The sequence below is a fragment of the Escherichia sp. MOD1-EC6842 genome, from assembly GCF_002965705.1.
GTDB classification, from domain to species: Bacteria; Pseudomonadota; Gammaproteobacteria; order Enterobacterales; family Enterobacteriaceae; genus Escherichia; species Escherichia ruysiae.
In genome coordinates, this window is record NZ_PTRF01000013.1 from 106,234 (window position 1) to 125,965 (window position 19,732).

Annotated in this window: 15 protein-coding genes; 3 read left to right on the forward strand and 12 right to left on the reverse strand. The window is 49.9% G+C overall.

Annotation, left to right across the window (positions count from 1 at the left end; translation table 11 throughout):
* Positions 1-122 precede the first annotated feature (122 nt).
* Together proP and pmrR are read left to right on the forward strand one after the other, a co-directional pair.
* A complete protein-coding gene (gene proP, locus A7Z29_RS16245) occupies positions 123-1,625 on the forward strand; it encodes a glycine betaine/L-proline transporter ProP (RefSeq protein ID WP_032226450.1) in 1,503 nt (500 codons plus the stop codon).
* 114 nt (positions 1,626-1,739) lie between these two features.
* Positions 1,740-1,829, forward strand: a complete 90-nt coding sequence (pmrR, locus tag A7Z29_RS16250) for an LpxT activity modulator PmrR (protein WP_000797657.1) — start codon at positions 1,740-1,742, stop codon at positions 1,827-1,829.
* Here pmrR and pmrB read toward each other — a convergent pair.
* From pmrB to melR, 7 genes are all read right to left on the reverse strand, one after another.
* Positions 1,805-2,905 carry a two-component system sensor histidine kinase PmrB gene (gene pmrB, locus A7Z29_RS16255; RefSeq protein WP_001052143.1) on the reverse strand — a complete coding sequence of 367 codons (1,101 nt, stop codon included), beginning with the start codon at positions 2,903-2,905 and terminating at the stop codon, positions 1,805-1,807. The two genes, pmrR and pmrB, sit on opposite strands and share 25 nt — an antisense overlap.
* Entirely contained in the window at positions 2,906-3,574 is a 669-nt protein-coding gene (gene basR, locus A7Z29_RS16260; protein WP_000697918.1) for a two-component system response regulator BasR, read from the reverse strand.
* A complete protein-coding gene (gene eptA, locus A7Z29_RS16265) occupies positions 3,571-5,214 on the reverse strand; it encodes a phosphoethanolamine transferase EptA (RefSeq protein WP_105290472.1) in 1,644 nt (547 codons plus the stop codon). Before eptA ends, basR begins: the two co-directional genes overlap by 4 nt.
* A 103-nt stretch (positions 5,215-5,317) precedes the next feature.
* Complete coding sequence (gene adiC, locus A7Z29_RS16270) at positions 5,318-6,655, reverse strand: arginine/agmatine antiporter (protein ID WP_000093133.1); 1,338 nt, start codon at positions 6,653-6,655, stop codon at positions 5,318-5,320.
* Positions 6,656-6,791: 136 nt separating this feature from the next.
* A complete protein-coding gene (locus A7Z29_RS16275; RefSeq protein WP_001217089.1) occupies positions 6,792-7,553 on the reverse strand; it encodes an AraC family transcriptional regulator in 762 nt (253 codons plus the stop codon).
* A gap of 335 nt (positions 7,554-7,888) precedes the next feature.
* On the reverse strand, positions 7,889-10,156 hold the full coding sequence (gene adiA / locus A7Z29_RS16280; protein WP_077629710.1) for an arginine decarboxylase: 2,268 nt from the start codon (positions 10,154-10,156) through the stop codon (positions 7,889-7,891).
* Positions 10,157-10,353: 197 nt separating this feature from the next.
* Positions 10,354-11,262 carry a transcriptional regulator MelR gene (gene melR / locus A7Z29_RS16285; RefSeq protein WP_001090775.1) on the reverse strand — a complete coding sequence of 303 codons (909 nt, stop codon included), beginning with the start codon at positions 11,260-11,262 and terminating at the stop codon, positions 10,354-10,356.
* A gap of 260 nt (positions 11,263-11,522) precedes the next feature.
* On the opposite strand from melR, the gene melA reads away from it, so the two are divergent.
* A complete protein-coding gene (melA, locus tag A7Z29_RS16290) occupies positions 11,523-12,878 on the forward strand; it encodes an alpha-galactosidase (protein ID WP_105290473.1) in 1,356 nt (451 codons plus the stop codon).
* On the opposite strand, the gene A7Z29_RS16295 is transcribed toward melA, so the two are convergent.
* From A7Z29_RS16295 to A7Z29_RS16315, 5 genes are all read right to left on the reverse strand, one after another.
* Positions 12,875-13,525, reverse strand: coding sequence for a DUF2238 domain-containing protein (locus tag A7Z29_RS16295; RefSeq protein ID WP_105280888.1), 651 nt, complete (start codon positions 13,523-13,525; stop codon positions 12,875-12,877). The genes melA and A7Z29_RS16295 overlap by 4 nt on opposite strands.
* Positions 13,526-13,647: 122 nt before the next feature.
* On the reverse strand, positions 13,648-15,294 hold the full coding sequence (gene fumB / locus A7Z29_RS16300) for a class I fumarate hydratase (protein ID WP_105290474.1): 1,647 nt from the start codon (positions 15,292-15,294) through the stop codon (positions 13,648-13,650).
* A 77-nt stretch (positions 15,295-15,371) separates the two neighbouring features.
* The gene (dcuB, locus tag A7Z29_RS16305; protein WP_000899528.1) at positions 15,372-16,712 is read right to left on the reverse strand and encodes an anaerobic C4-dicarboxylate transporter DcuB; all 1,341 of its coding nucleotides are present in this window, start codon (positions 16,710-16,712) and stop codon (positions 15,372-15,374) included.
* 571 nt (positions 16,713-17,283) lie between these two features.
* Positions 17,284-18,003: a two-component system response regulator DcuR gene (gene dcuR, locus A7Z29_RS16310; protein WP_000611279.1), complete on the reverse strand. Its 720-nt coding sequence runs from the start codon at positions 18,001-18,003 to the stop codon at positions 17,284-17,286.
* Positions 18,000-19,631 (reverse strand): sensor histidine kinase, encoded by a 1,632-nt coding sequence (locus A7Z29_RS16315; protein WP_105290475.1) that lies wholly within the window; start codon positions 19,629-19,631, stop codon positions 18,000-18,002. Before A7Z29_RS16315 ends, dcuR begins: the two co-directional genes overlap by 4 nt.
* Positions 19,632-19,732 lie beyond the last annotated feature (101 nt).

Genomic DNA, 19,732 nt, shown 5'->3' on the forward strand with positions numbered 1-19,732 from the left:
TGTAAGCAAACCAGCTACGCTTGTTACAGAGATTGCACCCTGCAATTCCCGCTCCCCTTTTGCGGGCGCCGCGTCTATTTGCCTGACGCGTGCGGAAATGGGCTTACTCTGCGAGGAAAGCTATGCTGAAAAGGAAAAAAGTAAAACCGATAACCCTTCGTGATGTCACCATTATTGATGACGGTAAACTGCGAAAAGCCATTACTGCAGCATCGCTGGGTAATGCAATGGAATGGTTCGATTTTGGTGTTTATGGCTTTGTTGCTTACGCATTAGGTAAAGTATTTTTCCCGGGGGCTGACCCCAGCGTGCAGATGGTTGCTGCACTTGCCACCTTCTCCGTTCCCTTTCTGATTCGACCGCTTGGCGGACTCTTCTTCGGTATGTTGGGCGATAAATATGGTCGCCAGAAGATCCTCGCTATCACTATTGTGATTATGTCGATCAGTACGTTCTGTATCGGTTTAATACCGTCCTACGCCTCTATTGGTATTTGGGCGCCGATTTTGCTGTTGATCTGTAAGATGGCACAAGGTTTCTCGGTCGGCGGTGAATATACCGGAGCGTCGATATTTGTTGCGGAATACTCACCTGACCGTAAACGTGGCTTTATGGGCAGCTGGCTGGACTTCGGTTCTATTGCCGGCTTTGTGCTGGGTGCGGGCGTGGTGGTGTTGATTTCGACCATTGTCGGCGAAGAGAACTTCCTTGACTGGGGCTGGCGTATTCCGTTCTTTATCGCGCTGCCGCTGGGAATTATTGGGCTTTATCTTCGTCATGCTTTAGAAGAGACGCCAGCGTTCCAGCAACATGTTGAGAAACTGGAACAGGGTGACCGCGAAGGTTTGCAGGATGGCCCGAAAGTTTCGTTTAAAGAGATTGCCACCAAACACTGGCGTAGTCTGTTGACATGTATTGGTCTGGTGATCGCCACCAACGTGACTTACTACATGTTGCTGACTTATATGCCGAGTTATTTGTCGCATAACCTGCATTACTCCGAAGACCACGGGGTGCTGATTATTATCGCGATTATGATCGGTATGCTGTTTGTTCAGCCGGTGATGGGCTTGCTGAGTGACCGTTTTGGCCGTCGTCCGTTTGTGATCCTCGGCAGTGTTGCGTTGTTTGCGCTGGCGATCCCTGCGTTTATCCTGATTAACAGCAATATTATCGGCCTGATTTTCGCTGGGTTGCTGATGCTGGCGGTGATCCTTAACTGCTTTACGGGGGTTATGGCCTCTACCTTGCCAGCGATGTTCCCGACACATATCCGTTACAGTGCGCTGGCGGCGGCATTTAATATTTCGGTGCTGGTTGCCGGTCTGACGCCAACGCTGGCGGCCTGGCTGGTGGAAAGCTCGCATAATCTGATGATGCCTGCCTATTACCTGATGGTAGTGGCGGTGGTTGGTTTAATCACTGGCGTGACCATGAAAGAGACGGCGAATCGTCCACTGAAAGGTGCGACGCCTGCGGCGTCAGATTTGCAGGAAGCGAAGGAAATTCTCGTCGAGCATTACGATAATATTGAGCAGAAAATCGAGGATATTGACCAGGAAATTGCCGATTTGCAGGCGAAACGTACCCGCCTGGTGCAGCAACATCCGCGAATTGATGAGTAAGCTGAAACGGATTGCCTGATGCGACACTCTCTTATCAGGCCAACAATCGAACTCTTAAGGTTCACTTAATCTCTGACGCGCATACTCTCCTCCAGGACAACGGAGGAGAGTGCAATGAAAAACCGTGTTTATGAAAGTTTAACGACTGTGTTTAGCGTGCTGGTAGTCAGCAGCTTTCTCTATATCTGGTTTGCCACGTATTGATCTTTCTTCAGCCGTACCCAGGCGCGCGTACCGGAAGCCTCTTCCCGGTTTTGCAGGAAAAACTGCCCGTGATGCAACTGTGTGATGCGGCTGACAATACTTAATCCCAGACCAATCCCGCCATAACGGCTGTCCATTCGTACAAACGCTTTGCTCAACTCTCCGCATTTACTCTCATCAATGCCAGGCCCTTCATCTTCAACCGCCATTACCGCACCGCCATCTTCTTGCAGCTGAATCATAATGTTGCTGCCTGCTGGACTATAGCGATGGGCGTTTTCTACCAGGTTACGCAATAACATCCGCAGCAGGGTCGCGTCGCCCTGAACAGTGATGTCAGCGGCGCTCTCTGGTAACAGCAAAGTTTGTTGACGCTGGTCGAGCATGGTGCTGAGTTCGTCATAGGAGGGCAGGATCACATCTTCCAGCAGTTTTACATGCTGATAATTACCGGAAGAAAATGACTGTCCGGCGCGCGCCAGTTGCAACAACTGGGAGACGCTCTCCATCATCTGATCAAGCCGTGCGACTAACGGCGCTACATCAATGTGATGCGTTTTCGCCAGCAGTTCCAGATGCAAACGCACCCCCGCCAGCGGCGTTCGCAGTTCGTGAGCGACGTCAGCGGTAAACAACCTTTCGTTATCCAGCGTGCTGGTCAGGCGACTGACCAGATCGTTCAACGCCGAAACCACCGCTTCGATTTCGAGAGTGGCGCTATGAATGGCAATGGGCGTTAAGTTGTCAGCGGTGCGCGCTTCCAGTTCTTTTTGCAGTTCCGCCAGCGGGCGAGTGATGCGGTGCACTGCCTGATAGCAGATAAATAGTGTCAGGCTGACCATAAATACGCCGGGAACAATCAGGCTGGCAACCGCTTCGCGGATCTCACGCATGATGTGGCGATCGTTGTTGCGATTGTCACGTAGCGCCTGCTCAAAGAGCTGAATTTGCTCGGTACTTTCATGCCATAGCCAAAAGACGCTAATCAGCTCAAAAACCAGCAGAATAGCGCCGATGGTCAATATCAGCCGTTGACGCAGCGACATTGGTCGGCGCAGAAAACGCATCAGATTCAATTAGTTTTCCTCATTCGCGACCAGCATATAGCCAAAGCCGCGCACGGTGCGGATACGTGTTTTGCCCACTTTGTCGCGCAGGTTGTGGATATGCACTTCCAGGGTGTTGGTTGAGGGTTCGTTGTCCCAGTTATAGATATCGTTGTAGAGAATTTCCCGATGCACCGGGCTGCCTGCTTTGAGCATCAGCCGCGATAGCAGAGCATATTCTTTGGGCGTCAGAATCAATTCTTCGCCGCCCATCCATACCTGACGGCGCCCCATATTCAGCGTCAGATTGCCAACAATCAACTCGCTTTCGCCCTGATTATTATGGCGTCGCAGCAGGGCGCGGATGCGGGCGTGTAACTCTTCCAGCGCAAAAGGTTTTACCAGATAGTCATCGGCACCGACATCCAGCCCGGCGATTTTGTCGGTCAGGGTGTCGCGAGCGGTGAGGATCAGTACCGGCAGGGTGTATTTTTTCTGCCGGATACGGGCGAGAAAATGCAGTCCATCTTCGTCGGGTAACCCTAAATCCAGCACCACCAGGCTGTAGTGCCCGGCTTCCAGGCTTTGTTCCGCCATCCGCGCGGTCGTGACGCCATCGCACGCGTAGCCTTCGGTTTGTGCCGCCAGAATCAGCCCCTGCAATAACAGCGTATCGTCTTCAACAATCAGTATTTTCATTCAGTCACTCTCCTGCAAGTTTGCAGAATATCATCCGCAGCCTGGTAATACTTCGTCTCGACGCCGGTTAATCCCAACAGGGTTGAGAATAAATTGCCCTGTGAATAGTGCTGTGTTTGTGCCTGTTTTTGCAGGCAGCTCTGGTCAATCTGATACCGCTTTTGATAATCCTCCGACAACCACAGCAGCATCGGTACTTGTTTTTGGCTATCAGGCGCGATGGCATAAGGCAGGCCGTGTAGATAGATGCCATTTTCACCTAACGATTCACCGTGGTCAGAAAGATAAACCAGGCTGGTGGTAAATTTATCCTGATGTTCTTTCAGCAGATTAATTGCTTTATCAACAATATAGTCGACGTAGAGCAACGTATTATCGTAAGTGTTCACCAGTTGTTCTTTGGAACAGGTCTGGATCTCGTTGGTGTCGCAGGTGGGGGTAAATTTCCTGAACTGCGGCGGATAGCGGTTGTAATAGGTCGGGCCGTGGCTACCGATGGTGTGTAAGACAATCACGCCATCACCTTGCAGGTTATTGATGTACTCTTCCAGCCCGTGGAACAGCACCTCGTCATAGCATTCGCCGTTGATGCACTGGCCGGGCAGGTTCAGCGCGGTGACATTCTGGTGTGGTACGCGGTCGCAGACACCTTTGCAGCCACCGTCGTTGTCATTCCACAACACATTAATGCCCGCTCGCTGAATGATATCCAGCACGCCTTCCTGGTGCTGTGCCAGCTCTTCTTTGTAATGCTCACGCGGCATATCCGAGAACATGCATGGCACAGAGACAGCCGTTGCCGTGCCGCAAGACGCGGTATTGGGGAAATAGACCACATTATCTTTCGCCAGACGCGGATTGGTTTCACGTGGGTAGCCGTTGAGTGAGAAATTCTCTGCCCGCGAGGTTTCGCCGACGATCAAGATGGTCAGATTTTTACGTTTCTCGTTTTGCATTAACGGGTTGCGGTGTGCATCCTCGCCAATGCGAACCAGCGGCAGATTTGCCAGTCGCTGGTGGGAATACCATGACCAACTGGCAACAATGCTGTTGGAGGGGCTTAAGGATTTCACCAGCTCTTTGTTGTTACGAAACAGCGAGGCGTAGTCTTTATAAAACAACGCGGCGACCAGCAGAATCAGCAGTACAGAAATCAGAATATTGACCCCACGGAAAAGAACGCTACGCAAGCGTGAGGTTGCGGGCTTGATTTTTACCCAGCAGGCAATCAGTGCAGCAAGAACCCCGCTTAACCCTAGCGTTAATAACATCTGCGGTGTCATTAACGCGTAGCTTTCCGCAGGTGTGGTATCCATGATATTGGCAATCATCGAACGGTCGATGACGATGCCATAAGTCATTATGAAATATTGCGCAGACGCGCCGACAAGAATAAACAGGCAGGCCAGCGGACGATTAAGCCATAAGAAAGAGCCTAGCGTCAGGACAATATTAATCACGCTGAACGCGACGACCGGCATCGACAAGAAAACCAGCACGTTATGCATTGAATCCAGCGGTAACGCCTGTAAAACCTGTTTAAAAAAGGCAATGTTCAGGCAGATAGCAATATAAAAAGAGGCCAGCAATAGCCAGGCGAGTAAATTCAAAGAGGGTCTTTTTAGAAGGCGCTTCAACATCACGGTGTTTCCATCGAACAAAGTGCGCATATGCTCGCAAAGCAAAGTTAAGCCAACCTTAAGTTCTTAAGGTTGGCTTTTATGTTTGCTGGATTAAGGGGGCTTAATCTTTGCTTATTGGTGCATCTAATGGATAGGGGTTTTTATGCAGTCGGTTGTAGTTCAGTGTGTACATTGCGGTGATCACCATCAGCGTGACGAATGACCACATGACCTCTTGTGCGCCAGAACCGACTACCGCCCAGATGCAGTAAAGGAAGGCGATAGTGGTGATGGCCAGATACGCCGGACGCGCTTTACCAAAGTGACCGTGGCCTAAAAGCAGTAAAGCGGCACAGGTATAAAGATAAGGCACCAGGGTAAAGATTACCGATACGGAAGAGACCAGACCGAACTCTTTGGTTGCGTTTGGCGAAATGCTGCTGAACTGGAAGATAGTCATCAGGATACCGACGATAATCAACCCGGCTACCGGTGTGCCTGCTTTGTTGACGCGGGCAAAAATCGGTGGGAACAGACCGTCATCGGCAGCGGCTTTCGCCGTTTGCCCGGCCAGTAGTGTCCAGCCACCCAGCGAACCTAAGCAACCAGCCGCCGCACAGAAGGAGACAATGGCTCCTGCGGTATCACCCAGCGCCATCCGTGCAGCATCACCGAAAGGTGAGGCGGAAACGCGCAGTGCGGCGTTGGGGATCATCCCCATAATCGCGGTGGTCGAGAGCACATAGCAAACGGCGGCAATCAATACCCCGCCAATGGTGGCGATAGGGACGTTGCGTTTCGGGTTTTTCACCACACCCGCTGCAACAGACGCACTTTCCACCCCGATAAATGACCACAGCGTAACGTTTAAGGTGCTTTGAATCGCGCCGAAGGTGCCCAGGCCGCTGACGTTCCATGCCGCCATATAGGTTTCTCCGTGGAACCAGAACCAGCCGAATACGGCAATCCCGACGATGGGAATCAGCGCCAGCACGGTAGCGACGGCCTGCACGCGGGTGATCATTTTCGGACCGACGATATTAAGCAGAACGAAGATCCACAGCACCACCACGCAGGTGATGGTTAATACCCACGGATCTTTGAGGAGCGGGAAGAAATAGCTCAAATAGCCGACGCCAATGACCACCATGGCGATATTGCCGATCCAGCAGGCCAGCCAGTAGAGAACGTTGGTTTGATATCCGAGAAAAGGACCAAAACAGCGGCGCGCGTAGGCATATGAACCGCCAGGGCTGGGATCGAGGAACGACATTTTGGCGTAGACCATCGATAAAGCCAAAGCACCGATAATCGTCACCAACCAACCATATATAGCAATACCGCCAGTCGAGGCCAGGTTTGCAGGTAACAGAAATACACCTGACCCCATAATATTCCCCGACACCATCAGAGTAACGGGGATTAAGCCCACTTTGTGAGCATCAGCATCCGAAGACATAATTAAACTCCTGCGAAGGCGAGCTTCGTGACAATAAATTACGTCATATCATACGCCTGCATTCGCGCATTGAATTATCGTCAGTCGGGTTATCGCTGATGCCGTTATTAATATATCTCTTTGTAAAGGTTATAAATCAGGCGACAGAACGTTCTCTGTGTTGGCTAACATAATGGAGTGGCGTCATACCATAGAAGTCTTTAAATACAGAAATAAAGTAAGACGTGCTGTTGTAGCCACAGGACTGTGACACCTGTGAGATATTTTTTCCATCCATCATTAATTCATTTACAGCATAACGCATCCGGCAGGTGGTTATTATTTGGCTATAACTGGTGTTTTCGCTTTTCAGCTTTTTCTTTAACAAACTTGGGCTAAGACATAAACAACTGGCTACCATACTAAGATTCCAGTCTTTATGGATATCGCTTTCAATGATTTGATAAACGCTGTCGCTAACACAATTACGTAACATATACATAAGTAGAGAAAGGAATTTTTTACTGTCGAGAAAGCGAGAGAGCACAGTGAATAATAATGCACGTGTTCGTTCTTTTTCCGACTCTGTTTCAGCAGGCTCTGTGCTATGTTGCGCTGCAACGCGAAACACCTCTGGTGTAAGGCATGGCAGGGAAATAATCGGTGTGGCGCTACGTTGCCAGACCGGTATTTTCGAGAGATCTTTATTCAGAAAACGGAGATAATCTTTGATGATGTCGAGGCTAATATAAGCAATCAAAGTGTTATTCAGAGAGGAGGCGTCGATAATATTATTTTCACAACTTAATAACGCCATATGGTTAGCTTTTAAACTTATAGGCTCTTTCCCATTCACTCTTAGCCAGACATCTTTTTCAGTTAATAAAACTATACAAGGTTGGTTGCTGCAAATCCTCATACATGTACTCCTGAAATGCAAAGAAAAATAGTGGATCTCGCCAACATAGAGAGATACCGGGAACGGGTTATATAATTGTATGACGAATCAAAACATGCATAAAAATAACGTGTTTTACTAATATTACAAATTTTTATAGTAATTTCTCATGTACAAAAAATTTTACAGAGTAAATAAGGGTAAATAATAAACAAAAAAAGCGCGGGGTGGGACCGCGCAAAAAGCATGACATTTTTGTTTGCAGCAATTTTTATGAAAACGTTGCCATACTCAAAAGGCCTCAGGCCAGGCGGCGTAATGTTATTAAAACAATTACGCCTTCAGCGGAATAGTGGTTACGCTTTCACACACATTACGTGGTAAATACCGTCAATAATTTCAGTACCTTCAGTTTCGTGTTCAAATCCAGGGAAATGATGATCCCAGGATTGCAGCGAGCGTAAATAACTTACCTGCGGACTGTTTTTATCGCCGAAGTTTTCACCAGACAGCAGCATCGGGATTCCTGGCGGATACGGGATAACTGAGTTCGCCGCAATGCGTCCTGGCAGATTTTCAATGGATACCAGCTCAACGTTGTTGTCGACAATCGCGTTGTACGCTTCACGCGGAGTGATTTCCGCCACCGGCAGGCCGGAATAGGCTTCGTTCAACCGTGCTCCTGGGTTGTTTTCTTTCAGCCAGGCAAACATTTTGTCACCCAGATCGTGAATCCCCATGTTCGCGTAAGTGTCAGGATATTGTTCAACAAGTTCCGGCATCACCTGCGCCAGTGGTGTGTTGGCGTCGTAGTGGCGTTTGAAGGAACAGAGGGTGTTAACCAGAGTTCCCCATTTCCCTCGGGTCACGCCCATTGAGAACAGGAACATAATCTGGAAATCGGTGGTGCGAGTTGGCACGATGCCGTGGTGGCCAAGCCATGCGGTAACCAGTGCGGCAGGTACGCCTGTCTCTTCCAGTTCACCGTCTTCACCCATCCCCGGTGCGAGGATGCTGACTTTAATCGGGTCGAGCATACTCCAGTTGTCCGGGATATCTTTAAAGCCGTGCCAGCTTTCGCCCGGATGCATTACCCAGCAGTCCTGAACGGTGGTCAGCAGTTTGCGCGGCGCGTCAGCAAAGTCATAGGTTTTGCCGGTTTCCGGATCGGTAACCATTTCTTTATTCCACGGTTTAAAGAACCAGCTACCTTCGTCAGTAAACTCTTTATACAACCGTGCCATTGCCTGGCGGAAATCGACCGCTTCGTCGATCACTTCCTGAGTCAGTGACAGACCGCTGTTGCCGTCCATCATTGATACAGCCACATCGTTTGATGCGCAGATGGCATACAGTGGGGAAGTGGTGGCATGCATCATGTATGCCTGATTAAAGCGGGAGAAGTTAATCGCGCCCCGACCTTCACGTACATGAATATAAGACGCCTGCGACAGCGCATTCAGCAGTTTATGTGTGGAGTGGGTAGCGAAAACGGTTGGGCCATTGTGATCGCCCGGTTCACCGCGCATTGCATAGTGATCGGCATAGATTGGGTTAAACCGTGCGTAGCCATACCAGGCTTCGTCGAAGTGCAGACGGTCAGAGGTTTTTTCCAGCAGATCCTGCGCGTCTTTGGCGTTATAACACACGCCGTCGTAGGTGCAGTTGGTCACCACGCAGTAAGACGGTTTTTGCCCGACTTTGTCTTTAGTCAGCGGGCTTTCGCTGATTTTCTTCTGCAAGGTTTCAGGCTGCATTTCCTGCGGGTAGATTGGCCCGATAATGCCGTAGCGGTTGCGGCTTGGCACCATGTATACCGGTTTCGCGCCAGTCAGCATTAAGCCTTGTTCAATGGATTTGTGGCAGTTACGGTCAACAACGACCACGTCGTTATCCGTCATGCAGGCTTGCATGATGGTGCGGTTAGAACCTGAAGTGCCAACAACGACTGACCAGGAGCGATCGGCACCAAATACGCGCGCGGCATATTTTTCACTTTCGCCAAATGCGCCAGTATGGTCGAGCAAAGAACCGAGAGAAGTTCGTTCAATACCCATATCGGTGCGGAACAGGTTTTCACCATAATAGTCATGGTAGAAACGTCCGGCTGGCGTTTTAGTGAACCCCACACCGCCCTGGTGACCCGGCGCGGCCCAGGAATACTCATGGATGTCGCTATATTTCATCAGCGCGCTGAACAGTGGCGGTAACAACTGTTGACGGTAGCGGGTCATCGCGGCGATGGCGCGCCCGGCAATAAAATCGGCAGTATCTTCCAGAATCCAGGCGAATTCATCGACAAGCTCCAGCAGGTCGCGATCCAGCGCGGCGATTGATTTTTCCCGATCGCCTAACAGGAATACCGGCACGTTTTGCTGGCGTTCATGAAGTTTACCGATCAATTCTCTGACGTTTTGATGTTCGTCCGGATGCTCCATTTGATAACTGAACATCAGACAATCAATGGCTTCATTTGAAGAGAGAATGGCAAAACCATCATCAAATGAGGTTGATTTAATGACGGTAACATTTTGTTGACTCAAGGCATTCGCCAGACGCTCAACGGCGCTACCGACCCAGGTGTCCTGATGTAGAAACTCGCTTTCAACAATTAATACTTTCATCATTGTTTACCCGGTTGTGAAGGAATCTTCGTTGCGGGCAAGTATCTTCCGGGCATTTCAGGCTGTAAAGCGATTGAAAAATAAACGTTTTTAATTTTTTATTATTATAAACAGAAGCTTATATTAATTTTTCAATTAATTTTCAATGTTTATTATCGACAGCTAAATTATTTTTTTGGCTGATACTGATATCGTTTTTAACCGGGAAGCGTCTGGCGGCGTTGTTGGCTAAGTTTGCGGTATTGTTGCGGCGACATGCCGACATATTTGGCGAAAGTACTGTAAAAACGACTGCTCGAACGAAAACCTGCCGTCAGGGCAATATCGAGAATACTTTTATCGGTATCGCTGAGTAACGCGCGAACGTGGTTGATGCGCATTGCGGTAATGTACTGTTTCATCGTCAACTGCATGACTCGCTGAAATATTCCCATCGCATAGTTGGCGTTTAGTTTGACGTGCTCAGCCACGTCGTTGATGGTCAGCGCCTGGTCATAGTTTTCTGCAATAAAGCCCAGCATCTGGCTGACGTAAAATTGCGCATGACGCGAGACGCTGTTTTTGTGCGTGCGCGAGGTTTTATTAACCAAAATCGGTTCCCAGCCGGAGAGGCTAAATCGCTTGAGCATCAGGCCAATTTCATCAATGGCGAGCTGGCGGATTTGCTCATTCGGGCTGTTCAATTCCTGCTGCCAGCGGCGCACTTCAAAGGGGCTAAGTTGCTGTGTCGCCAGCGATTTAATCACCATGCCGTGAGTGACGTGGTTTATAAGGTCTTTATCCAGAGGCCAGGAGAGAAACAGATGCATCGGCAGATTAAAAATCGCCATGCTCTGACAAGTTCCGGTATCGGTTAGTTGGTGCGGCGTACAGGCCCAGAACAGCGTGATATGCCCTTGATTGATATTCACTTGTTCATTGTTGATCAGGTATTCCACATCGCCATCGAAAGGCACATTCACTTCAACCTGACCATGCCAGTGGCTGGTGGTCATGACATGCGGCGCACGAAATTCAATCTCCATTCGCTGATATTCCGAGTACAGCGACAGCGGGCTGCGGGTCTGCTTTTCATCACTGCTGCACATAAACGTGTCTGTGTTCATGGACGGATCTCTTTCCTGGATTATCAGAATTATGTCATGAGTAGCTGAGGATGACTGCGAATGACGACACAAAACATAAAGAGAGGGGATTTTATAAGGGCTAATTACTCTGTTTTTCAGTCAATTTAGTCCCAAAAACTCATATTTACTGCTAAGTAACCCTGGATCTGAGCTTTTGGGAATGCTCAACGGGGAAGCCGGAGGTTTTCTGCGACATCGCCTGCCATGATGAAATCATTCAAGCAAGCCTGGAGACCTGAATGATGTCTGCACCCAAAATTACTTTTATCGGCGCTGGTTCGACAATTTTCGTAAAAAATATTCTTGGTGATGTGTTTCATCGCGAGGCGCTGAAAACGGCGCATATTGCCCTGATGGACATTGATCCAACTCGCCTGGAAGAGTCGCACATTGTGGTGCGTAAGCTGATGGATTCAGCAGGAGCCAGCGGCAAAATTACCTGCCACACGCAACAGAAAGAAGCCTTACAGGATGCTGATTTTGTCGTGGTGGCATTTCAGATTGGTGGTTATGAACCTTGCACGGTGACTGATTTCGAGGTCTGTAAGCGCCACGGTCTGGAACAAACTATTGCCGATACGTTGGGGCCGGGCGGCATTATGCGCGCACTGCGTACCATTCCGCACCTGTGGCAAATTTGCGAGGACATGACGGAAGTCTGCCCCGATGCCACCATGCTCAACTACGTTAACCCGATGGCGATGAATACCTGGGCGATGTATGCCCGCTATCCGCATATCAAACAGGTAGGGTTGTGCCATTCGGTGCAGGGAACGGCGGAAGAGCTGGCGCGCGATCTCAATATTGATCCCGCCACGCTGCGATATCGTTGCGCGGGTATCAACCATATGGCGTTTTACCTGGAGCTGGAGCGCAAAACCACCGACGGCAGTTACGGGAATCTCTACCCGGAACTGCTGGCGGCTTATGACGCAGGTCAGGCACCGAAGCCGAATATTCATGGGAATCCTCGCTGCCAGAACATTGTGCGCTATGAAATGTTCAAAAAGCTGGGCTACTTCGTCACGGAGTCGTCAGAACATTTTGCCGAATATACGCCGTGGTTTATTAAGCCAGGCCGTGAGGATTTGATTGAGCGTTATAAAGTACCGCTGGATGAGTACCCGAAACGCTGCGTCGAGCAGCTGGCGAACTGGCACAAAGAGCTGGAGGAGTATAAGAACGCCTCCCGGATTGATATTAAACCATCACGGGAATATGCCAGCACAATCATGAACGCTATCTGGACCGGAGAGCCGAGCGTGATTTATGGCAACGTCCGTAACGATGGCTTGATTGATAACCTGCCGCAAGGATGTTGCGTGGAAGTGGCCTGTCTGGTTGACGCTAATGGCATTCAGCCGACCAAAGTCGGTACGCTACCTTCGCATCTGGCAGCCCTGATGCAAACCAATATCAACGTACAGACGCTGCTCACCGAAGCCATTCTCACCGAAAACCGTGACCGTGTTTACCACGCTGCGATGATGGATCCGCACACCGCCGCCGTGCTGGGCATTGACGAAATATATGCCCTTGTTGACGATCTGATTGCCGCCCACGGCGACTGGCTGCCAGGCTGGTTGCACCGTTAAGGGGTAATCGCGTCCGGCGCTTTGGTGATTAAGCCATAGCGCCGTAACTGGCGGCAATGAGAGCGGGCGAGGAATATCACCGTAGTTAATGCGCCCAGCAGCGCGCAGAACATATCGGATTGCGTGTCCCACTGGTCGCCCTGGGTGCCAAGAAAATCATCCGCTCCCTGACCCATCGCCAGTGCCGCCCACCACTCGATCAACTCATACATGGCGCTTATCGCCAGTGCCACGCAGCAGACCAGAAACGCGACCATTTTACGTCCGCGCACGTACATCCCACGCACGAGGATTTCTCGTGCTACCAGTGCAGGCACCAGTCCCTGGAAAAAATGCCCCAGCTTGTCATACGGATTACGGCTCAATCCCAGCCATTCCTGCACGTCAAAACCGATGGGGACTTTCGCGTAGGTGTACTGACCGCCGACCATCAGGATAATGGCGTGAAAGAAAATCAATGCATAAAGCAGTGGCGTTAACGGATAACGTCTGGCGGTGGTAAGCAGCAACGGTACGACAATAATTACCGGCGTCACTTCCATCAACCAGGTGAGTTTGTCATGGGCCGAAATTCCGGTGTACATCAGGATTAACGTCAGCGCCAGTGCGCCAGTGTTAAGAACTAACGGCTTGAGTGTGCGGGTCATGGTGAGTTCGCAAGTCAGGGAAAATACTGACTATTCACCAGCAAGCGTGAAATTACAATCGCAAAAGAGGTGGCCCAGGGGGATCACCTGGCAGTATGCCGCCAGGCGCTGGGCCAAAGAAGTTACTTAGTGCAGTTCGCGCACTGTTTGTTGACGATTTGCTGGAAGAAGTCGTTGCCTTTGTCATCGACCAGGATAAACGCCGGGAAATCTTCTACTTCGATTTTCCAGATAGCTTCCATACCCAGTTCCGGATAAGCGACACATTCCAGATGCTTAATGCTCTGCTGTGCCAGCACTGCCGCCGGGCCGCCAATGCTGCCGAGGTAGAAGCCGCCGTGTTTATGACACGCGTCGGTGACTTGCTGACTGCGGTTACCTTTCGCCAGCATGATCATGCTGCCGCCGTGGGATTGCAGCAGATCCACGTAAGAGTCCATACGGCCTGCGGTGGTTGGGCCTAAAGAACCCGATGGATAACCGGCTGGCGTTTTTGCCGGACCTGCGTAGTAGATCGGATGATCTTTGATGTACTGCGGCAGCTCTTTACCGGCGTCGATCAATTCTTTCAGCTTGGCGTGCGCAATATCACGACCAACGATAATGGTGCCGGTGAGTGACAGACGAGTAGAGACCGGATACTGCGAAAGCTGGGCGAGGATCTCTTTCATCGGACGGTTGAGATCGACTTTCACCGCGTCGCCTTCACCCGCCTGACGCAGTTCTTCCGGAATGTACTGGCCTGGATTGTGTTCCAGTTTTTCGATCCAGATGCCTTCGCGGTTAATTTTTGCTTTGATGTTACGGTCAGCGGAGCAGGAGACGCCCATACCCACCGGGCAGGATGCGCCGTGACGAGGCAGGCGAATCACGCGGATGTCGTGAGCGAAGTATTTACCACCAAACTGCGCGCCGAGGCCGAGCTTCTGAGCCTCGATCAGGAGTTCTTGTTCTAACTGGACATCGCGGAAAGCCTGACCGTGTTCGTTCCCTTCAGTCGGCAGCTCATCGTAATAGTGAGCACTTGCCAACTTGACGGTTTTCAGGTTGGTTTCCGCAGACGTGCCGCCAATCACAAACGCGATATGGTACGGCGGGCAGGCTGCGGTGCCGAGAGTACGCATTTTCTCAACGAGGAAGTTTTTCAGTTTACCCGGAGTCAGCAGGGCTTTGGTTTCCTGATAGAGATACGTTTTGTTGGCAGAACCGCCGCCTTTGGCGACGCAGAGGAATTTGTACTCGTCGCCATCCACTGCGTACAGGTCGATTTGCGCAGGCAGGTTAGTGCCGGTGTTGACCTCTTTGTACATGTCCAGCGGTGCGTTTTGTGAATAGCGCAGGTTATCTTCGATATAAGTGTTATAGACACCTTTTGATAAGGCTTTTTCATCACCGCCGCCGGTCCACACTCGCTGACCTTTTTTACCGACGATGATGGCGGTGCCGGTATCCTGGCAGGTCGGCAATACACCTTTGGCGGCGATTTCGGAGTTTCTCAAGAATTGCAGCGCCACATACTTATCGTTTTCACTGGCTTCAGGGTCGTGAAGAATAGAAGCAACCTGTTGCTGGTGTGCCGGGCGGAGCATGAAAGAAGCGTCATGGAAGGCTTGCTGCGCCAGCAAGGTCAGGGCTTCAGGTTCCACTTTCAGGATGGTTTCGCCGTTAAATTCGGCAACACTAACGTAATCGGATGTGAGCAGATAGTACTCGGTATTGTCTTTCCCCATCGGGAAAGGCGCCTGATAAATAAACTCTTTATTTGACATAGCTTCCAGCCTGTAACTCTGTATTTGTTATACGAAAATGGCGTGCCGCACAGCGACGGGCAGCACGCAGAGTGCAATTACAAGAACCCGTACATCGCAGCGAAGATCCAGCCGAAGACGCACGATACGCTCACACCAATCAACCCTGGCAAAATAAAGCTGTGGTTGATGACGAAGCGGCCGATGTGGGTGGTTCCGGAACGGTCAAACTGAATCGCTGCCAGATCGCTCGGATAGGTCGGCAGGATGTAATAACCATAGCAAGCCGGTGCTGAAGCCACGATGTATGCCGGGTCAACGCCAATCGCCAGTGCAACCGGAACAATTGCTGCCAGTGCAGCGGCCTGGGAGTTAACAAACTTGGAGACCAGCAACAGAACAATGGCATAAGCCCACGGATACTCTTTCACCATTTCGCCCAGTACGCCCTGAATTTCAGACATATGCGCACCGAACATGGTTTCGGCCATCCACGCGATACCGTATACCGCCACGATGGCAATCATACCGGAACGGAAGACTTCATTTTTTGAGATGGACGCGGGATTGGTTTTGGTCAGGATAATAATCAACGCCCCGGTCAGCAGCATAAACATCTGGATAACCAGTACCATCGACAGCGGCTTGCCGCCAAAAGACGGACGCAGGTCAGAATCAGCACCAAGAAGTGCGACCACCGCGATTGCCCCGAGGAAGATCCACATTGCCAGCCAGTTGCTTTTCGGTAGTTTTTTATCCAGCAGCGTGGCGGTGTCACCGTAAACGTACTCACGGTTTTCCGGTACGGAGATGAATTTCTGGAACTCTTCGTCTTTATCCAGATCTTTACCACGGAACCAACTGAAAATACCGATCGCCAGGATACCTAACAAGGTAGAGGGGATGGTAATCGCAAGCAGGTCGAGGAACTCAAGGTGACGACCATCAAAGGTTACGTTCCCCAGCATTGCGACCAGCGATACTACGGCAACCGACACCGGACTGGCGATAATCCCCATCTGCGCGCCGATAGAGCTCGCCGCCATTGGGCGTTCCGGACGGATGTTGTTCTTAATCGCAACGTCGTAGATGATCGGCAGGATGGTGTAAACCACGTGACCCGTACCGCAAAGAATGGTCAGCGTACAGGTGACAAACGGCGCGACGATGGAAACATATTTCGGATTGCGACGCAGCAGTTTTTCGGCAATTTGCAGCATAACATCCAGACCGCCAGAGGCTTGCAAGGTCGCCGATGCTGCCACCACCGCAATGATGACCAGCATGACATCAACCGGTGGTTTACCCGGCTGAAGATGGAAGACGAAGACCAGAATGACCAGGCCGATACCGCCTAATAAACCCAGCGCGATACCGCCCTTTCTGGCACCATAAAACAGGCATATCAGTATTATGATAAGTTGGATGGTAAATAACATGTGTAAACCCTCGCGATAATCCCATTTAAATTCTTGCCAAATAGATCACAGCCACATTCTGTTTTGGATGAACTGTTATCAGAGACTGACTAAATATCCGTTTGGTCGTTGCTGGCTCGAGCAAATACTTCACAGTGAATATTGGCTGATTCAGGCAGCAGTAAATTTATGCACTGTGATAAGTGTTTTTTTCAGAGGAAAATACTCTCTGGCGATGGGGTTATAGTTTGTGTTTCGCAGATGTTAATGGTCTGTTTTTGCGCTATCTTGTTGATATTTATTGGTCTATTTTTTGTTCTACAGACGGATGTCATCAACTTTATAGATTATTCTGATCTACCTATTTATGGGTAAAAATACACATAATACGGGTGACATAATAGTTAATTAACTTTTGTTAGCGTTTTGAAATTAAAAACTCTATTTATCCGAATTGATATTAATTCGCAGGGGATGAAGAGGGATAATTATATTTGATCTGGCACAAGTTTTACTGATGGCTGATGTAACTTGTGCCAGTGCTGGTTTGCATTACTGCAATAATTGTTACTTCCAGATAACTAATAACGCGTTATTGGCAATATTGCTTCAGTAATGAGTAATGCTCTGCCTGAATACGGTAGCGATAAACCGGACGACCGGTGACGCCATAATGGATACTGGTAACTAAGATGTGACAATTCACTAGCCAGATCAGATATTTGCGGCAGGAAACGCGAGAGATGTTAACCTCGTTGGCCAGCTCGTCGGTTGAAAATTCATAGTCCTGGTGAGCGTCAATCCACTGGCACAGCGTGCGTAAAGTCTGCGGCGTTAAGCCTTTTGGCAGACGGCGGGTATCCTGTTCGTTAGATGAATTGCCATGAATTAGCTGATCCAGCTCGGCCTGGTCATAGTATTGATGTTTCTCCAGCGCCATTTTCTTTTGTCGCCAGCCGATGAGCGCCTCTTCAAAACGTGATGCCTGGAACGGTTTGATGAGATAATCAACGACGCCATAATGCAGAGAATCCTTAATGGTTGCGGCATCAGCAGCTGAGGAGATGACAATCACATCGCTTTTGCATCGAGCGTTGTGCAGGACAGGCAGTAAATCGAGCCCGTTTTCTTTTTGCATATAGATATCGAGCAAGATCAGGTCGATAGGTGTTTCGTTGTTGAAGATAATCTCTTTGGCTTTCTCCAGTGTCGAGGCTGTTCCGCAGCATTGAAAACCAGGGATCTGCGCCACGTATCGGCGATTCAACTCCGCTACCATTGCATCGTCATCGATAATTAATACATTGATCATTTGCTCGACCTCTCCCCATCCCAGGGTAACTGGACAAAAAATTGTGTGAAAATCCCGGGTTCCGATTCCACGGCAATGCTGCCGCCGAGATTTTCAACCTGTTGTTTGACAAGTGCCAGACCGACGCCTCGTTCACTTCCTTTTGTCGAGACACCTTTTTCAAAAATGTGATCGATTTTGTCGGGGGAAATTCCCGGACCATCATCGTTAATTTCACAGTGCAGCCAGCCGTGACGGTAGTGCAACGTAACGCTGATTTCACCACCGGGTTCTTGCCCTAATGCCTCCAGCGCGTTTTCTATCAGATTTCCCAACGCGGTAATTAACGTTGCGACTTGATCTTCACTACCGCTGTCTGGCAACTGGCTCTCACTATTTAATATCAGCGTATGGCCTAAATCGGTCGCGCGGTTAATTTTGCTGATTAAAAAACCAGCGATAACCGGAGATTTGATTTTACCCAGCAAAGAGCCAATCTCTTCCTGATAGTTGTTGGCTGTTTTTAGAATGTAATCTTCCAATTGCTTATAACTCTTCAGATGTAATAATCCGAGAATCACGTGTAATTTGTTCATAAATTCGTGGGAGCGTTCACGAAGTGCGTCGGCATAATTGACCAGCCCATCCAACCGTTGCATTAGCTTACGAACTTCCGTTTTGTCCCTGAAGGTAGAGATGGCTCCGATGATAACGCCATTGCTGCGTACGGGTACGGTGTTGATGAGTAATAGCCGATCTTTGACGGTAACCTCTTCATCTCGTCGCGGCGTGCCGTCACGTAATACTTCCGAGACATCCACCACCTGCGACCATGCCTGACTCAGTGTCGATAGCTTTTCGTCATCCTGGGATTTGTGATAATTAAGCAGTTCTTGCGCAGCATCATTGATGAGTGTGACCTCGCCGCGCGCGTCTACGGCAACGACACCTTCCTTGATTGATTGCAGCATTGCCTGGCGTTGCTCAAACAGAGTTGAGATTTCGTAAGGCTCCAGGCCGAACAGGATGCGCTTAAGTACTTTGACTAAAATCCATGTACCCAGCCCGCCAACCAGCACACCGAATAAAATTGACCAGATAATGCTCCAGCTACTGTCATTGATCTGCTGCGTTACGCGGCTTAACTCCAGGCCAATCGCCACCACGCCGATCTGCTTATGATTTTCGTCGTAGATAGGGGTAAATACGCGTAAAGCCTGCGCCAGAAAACCGCGATTAATAGCGACATTTTCCTCGCCGTTGAGCGCCTTCAGGATGTCGTCCCCTTTAAAGAGCTGACCAATGCGTTGGGTTTCAGGGTGCGAGTAGCGAAGACTTTGCATATTGGTAACGACAATAAACAGCAGATCGTTGCGTTTACGTACAGCTTCAGCGATGTCCTGGATACCGCTCTCCTGCGGTTTTTTCTGCAAGCCCTGACGAATTTCCGGCGAGTCGGCAAGGGTACGCGCCACGGCCAGTGCCTTGTTGGCCAGCCCGTCACGCGTCATATCGCTGATTTGCGAGAAGTAAACCAGATGCACTACCAGCAGCACCGAGAACAGCACTGCGCTGACCATTAAGATCACCGTGGTACTGAGTTTCATCGGACGTTTGCGTAACATGCGGCAGGGCAGTGAATGTCTCATCAGCTTCCTTGTATGACAAATTTCCTAAGCATTATCTCTGATGCTGCGGGTAATTCAAAGGGAGTAAGGGGATTGGCCATCCGGGGAAGCGGATTTGGTAA

Bases quoted from the DNA above. Each gene is read 5' to 3' on its own strand.
- adiA (WP_077629710.1), bottom strand. From the start codon at position 10,156: ATGAAAGTATTAATTGTTGAAAGCGAGTTTCTACATCAGGACACCTGG.
- A7Z29_RS16275 (WP_001217089.1), bottom strand. From the start codon at position 7,553: ATGAGGATTTGCAGCAACCAACCTTGTATAGTTTTATTAACTGAAAAA.
- adiC (WP_000093133.1), bottom strand. From the start codon at position 6,655: ATGTCTTCGGATGCTGATGCTCACAAAGTGGGCTTAATCCCCGTTACT.
- A7Z29_RS16315 (WP_105290475.1), bottom strand. From the start codon at position 19,631: ATGAGACATTCACTGCCCTGCCGCATGTTACGCAAACGTCCGATGAAA.
- proP (WP_032226450.1), top strand. From the start codon at position 123: ATGCTGAAAAGGAAAAAAGTAAAACCGATAACCCTTCGTGATGTCACC.
- eptA (WP_105290472.1), bottom strand. From the start codon at position 5,214: ATGTTGAAGCGCCTTCTAAAAAGACCCTCTTTGAATTTACTCGCCTGG.
- dcuB (WP_000899528.1), bottom strand. From the start codon at position 16,712: ATGTTATTTACCATCCAACTTATCATAATACTGATATGCCTGTTTTAT.
- dcuR (WP_000611279.1), bottom strand. From the start codon at position 18,003: ATGATCAATGTATTAATTATCGATGACGATGCAATGGTAGCGGAGTTG.
- pmrR (WP_000797657.1), top strand. From the start codon at position 1,740: ATGAAAAACCGTGTTTATGAAAGTTTAACGACTGTGTTTAGCGTGCTG.
- A7Z29_RS16295 (WP_105280888.1), bottom strand. From the start codon at position 13,525: ATGACCCGCACACTCAAGCCGTTAGTTCTTAACACTGGCGCACTGGCG.
- basR (WP_000697918.1), bottom strand. From the start codon at position 3,574: ATGAAAATACTGATTGTTGAAGACGATACGCTGTTATTGCAGGGGCTG.
- melR (WP_001090775.1), bottom strand. From the start codon at position 11,262: ATGAACACAGACACGTTTATGTGCAGCAGTGATGAAAAGCAGACCCGC.
- melA (WP_105290473.1), top strand. From the start codon at position 11,523: ATGATGTCTGCACCCAAAATTACTTTTATCGGCGCTGGTTCGACAATT.
- fumB (WP_105290474.1), bottom strand. From the start codon at position 15,294: ATGTCAAATAAAGAGTTTATTTATCAGGCGCCTTTCCCGATGGGGAAA.